The organism is Mucilaginibacter sp. (assembly GCF_028287845.1).
GTDB lineage: Bacteria > Bacteroidota > Bacteroidia > Sphingobacteriales > Sphingobacteriaceae > Mucilaginibacter.
Genome location: NZ_JAQBOW010000017.1, coordinates 1 through 3,429, shown reverse-complemented (window position 1 = coordinate 3,429; position 3,429 = coordinate 1). Strand labels below are relative to the sequence as shown.

Annotated in this window: 3 protein-coding genes; all 3 read left to right on the top strand. The window is 39.0% G+C overall.

The window, feature by feature from the left end; translation table 11 throughout:
• Positions 1–116 precede the first annotated feature (116 nt).
• The 3 genes from JWP71_RS01645 (at position 117) to JWP71_RS01635 (ending at position 3,225) form a co-directional block, all read left to right on the top strand.
• On the top strand, positions 117–368 hold the full coding sequence (locus tag JWP71_RS01645; RefSeq protein WP_299496367.1) for a DUF4834 family protein: 252 nt from the start codon (positions 117–119) through the stop codon (positions 366–368).
• 4 nt (positions 369–372) lie between these two features.
• Positions 373–651 (top strand): hypothetical protein, encoded by a 279-nt coding sequence (locus JWP71_RS01640; RefSeq protein WP_299496365.1) that lies wholly within the window; start codon positions 373–375, stop codon positions 649–651.
• 81 nt (positions 652–732) lie between these two features.
• Positions 733–3,225 carry a YfhO family protein gene (locus JWP71_RS01635; protein WP_299496362.1) on the top strand — a complete coding sequence of 831 codons (2,493 nt, stop codon included), beginning with the start codon at positions 733–735 and terminating at the stop codon, positions 3,223–3,225.
• The last annotated feature ends 204 nt before the right edge of the window (positions 3,226–3,429 follow it).

Genomic DNA, 3,429 nt, shown 5'->3' with positions numbered 1-3,429 from the left:
CTTTGATGTAACAATAGCCTGATCTGCCCAGTCTTAACAACAACAATAATCATAAGCAAACAATTTTGTCGTTATAATATTATATTTGTACGCTTTATTAATAAGAATTTAACAAGATGGAAGAGTTAGTCCGTTTTCTATTTATTGCAATCGCAATATTATATATCCTTAGGGCCATTGTGCGTTGGGCTCTGCCTATGCTTTTTCAAAGCATGGTAAATAAGGCACAGCAACAAAATCAGCAAACAAATTATAAAAGCCAGGAAAAACCTACCGGCCGCGTAAAAGTTGATTATGTTCCCGAAAATCAAAAAGGCAAATTTCCTGATAGCGAAGGCGAATTTGTAGATTACGAAGAAATAAAATAACCAAATGATATCTGATGACATATTCAAGCGCAGGCGTAATCATAATAATACGCCTAAGCCTGCTTTGCTCATCATTACCAATTACGTAGTATGCAGCGTCCTTTTTTCGCTGGATAATAAAATAAACTGGTTTTTCGGGCTTACAATTATTCTGCTCGCCGTATATAATTATTTCAATATCCGCCGCAACCACGAAGATTACAACAAGGTAAATATTATCGCTTACGTTATCAGTTTGCTTGGCCTGGTAGCATTCTATTTCCTTGTGCGCAAAGGTTTATAAAACCTTTAAAACTTATAATTCCTATTCTCCCGCAAATTTCTATTTTTGAAGAATATATATTATCCTTTATAAATAACTTCGATGAATAACTGGTTCAAGCGCAATGGCATCCACTTTGCCATAATTGGAATTTTCTTAGTGATATGCTTTCTATATTTCACACCCGCTTTCCAGGGAAAAACATTGGGGCAGGCTGATGTAACCGGGGCACAATCTACCGCTACAGAAATAAATGCCTACAAAGCAAAAGACACCACCATATTGTGGACCAACCAGATATTTGGCGGTATGCCCACCTTCCAGCTTTGGGCACCTTATAAGGCTAATATTACCACACATGTTATACACGCGTTAAAAGTTATATTCCCAAACCCTATTGACACAGTTTTAATATTCTTGTTAGGCGCATACTTCTTATTCATTGTATTAAAGCTTAACCCGTGGTTGTCTGCAGCCGGCGCTATTGCATTTACCTTTTCATCATACAATATTATTTTGCTTGTGGCGGGGCACGCTAACCAGGCCTATGCCATAGCGTTTTTTGCGCCTATACTGGCAAGCATAATTTTGACACTGCGTGGCAAATACATCTTGGGCGGGTCGTTAACCGCGCTTTTCCTGGCCATGGAGATCAGGTCTAACCATATTCAAATGACCTATTACTTAATGCTGGCTATACTCATTTTAGCCGGTATTGAGCTTTACCATGCTATCAAAGCAAAAAAAGTACCTGCCTATTTCAAATCATTAGCTTACCTGGGCGGAGCATTACTTTTGGCCCTTGCTGTAAATGCATCTATACTTTGGAGTACTTATGATTATGGTAAAGAAACCATACGCGGGCAATCAAACTTAACACAGCATACTGCCGAGCCAAGCAATGGCCTTGCAAAAGATTATGCTTACCAGTGGAGCCAGGGTGTAAGCGAAAGCCTTACCTTTTTAGTACCTAACGCTTACGGTGGCGGCAGCGGTACAGAAGTATTAGATCAAAACTCTGCAACAGTTAAAGTATTTTTGGCTAATAACGTTCCGGAAGACAAGGCCATGCAATTAGCCAATCAAATAGGTGGTTTCCCGGGTATGGGTACCTATTGGGGCAATAAACCGGGTACCAGTGGTCCGTTTTATTTTGGCGCGGTAATTTGTTTCTTATTTATTTTCGGGTTGTTGGTTGTAAAAAGTCGTCTTAAATGGTGGTTGCTGACTACCGTAGTATTAACTATGCTGCTTTCTTTTGGCAGTAATTGGCCCTTTGTATCAGATCTGTTCTTCAATTACTTCCCCCTTTACAATAAGTTTAGAGTTGTAGAATCTATATTGGCTGTCGCCAGTCTATGCTTCCCCATATTAGCGTTTTTAGCTATCAAAGAGATCATTGAAGCAGCTGATAGCAAAGAAATATTCAAGAAATTAAAGCTTGCCTTATATATTACAGGCGGTTTAACCTTAATATTAATTGCCCTGCCAGAGCTTTTATTAAGCTTTAGAGCTACGGACCAGGCAACCGGCATAGCCCAGCTAACACAAGCTTTCAAGCTAAGTGATAACACATTGGCTACAAGCATATCTAACGCGCTGGTTAAAGACAGAACAGACCTTGAACGTGCCGATGCTATACGTACCTTGATATTTATATTGATAACCTTTGGCATACTATGGGCATTTATTAAGCATAAAATCAATGTCACCATTTTATCGGTTGCCTTCCTTGCGTTGATATTGGCTGATATGTGGCAAATAGATAAACGTTACCTGAAGGATGAAAACTTTACTGAAAAACAAGATTCGTATCAGCCGCAGGAACGCGTGGTAGATCAGTTTATAAAACGCGACACGGACCCGGATTACCGCGTGTTTGATATGACCGCGTCGGTGAAGTCTGATACTTTTAATCCGTTTTTTCATAAAACATTCGGAGGTTACTCTGCAGCAAGGTTAAAACGTTATGAGGAGTTAATAGATAACCAGTTTACCAAAAGCATTAACCATGATGTTTTAGATATGATGAACGTTAAATACATCATTACGCAGGACCCTAAATCAGAAAATGTTAGTATGCAGGTAAACCCAACCGCTTGCGGTCATGCCTGGTTTGTAAAAAGCGTTAAGTATGAAAAAAATGCAGATGAGGAAATGGTAGCTATAAGCAGTTTTGCACCTAAAGATGTTGCTATTGTTGACCAACAATATAGCAGCTTAATAGATACTAAAGCTATGAAAGGCGGGGTTGATACCAGCGCAACCATAAAACTGACCAGCTATAACCCCGATCATATGATCTATGAGAGCGGTTCTACTACATCGCAAATTGCGGTATTCTCTGAAGTATATTATAACAAGGGCTGGAAAATGTTTGTTGACGGCAAGGAAACTCCTTATTTCCGTGCTGATTACCTTTTACGCGCGGCGCAGATCCCGGTAGGTAACCATAAAATAGAGTTTATATTTCACCCGGTATCTTATTACGCAGGCGAGACTATTTCTTTGGCAGGATCAGTTCTGTTAGTACTTGCATTAGGATTTGCAGGATATATCGAAAACAAAAAGAAACCAACGGGGAAAAAAGCTTAACCTCATAGAAATAGAAGTTTTTTTATAGAAAATGGCGATGAATAAATTCATCGCCATTTTCTATTTCCTCGTCATTGCTGTAAGGGTTTAGTAATTCGGTAACAAAATTAGGTATTTATTTTTTGTTGTTTAGGGAGACCATATCGATAGGTTTTTTGCCATTAATACCTTGATGCGGCCTTTCCCAGTTATAGTAAACGAGAT

Bases quoted from the DNA above. Each gene is read 5' to 3' on its own strand.
- JWP71_RS01645 (WP_299496367.1), top strand. From the start codon at position 117: ATGGAAGAGTTAGTCCGTTTTCTATTTATTGCAATCGCAATATTATAT.
- JWP71_RS01640 (WP_299496365.1), top strand. From the start codon at position 373: ATGATATCTGATGACATATTCAAGCGCAGGCGTAATCATAATAATACG.
- JWP71_RS01635 (WP_299496362.1), top strand. From the start codon at position 733: ATGAATAACTGGTTCAAGCGCAATGGCATCCACTTTGCCATAATTGGA.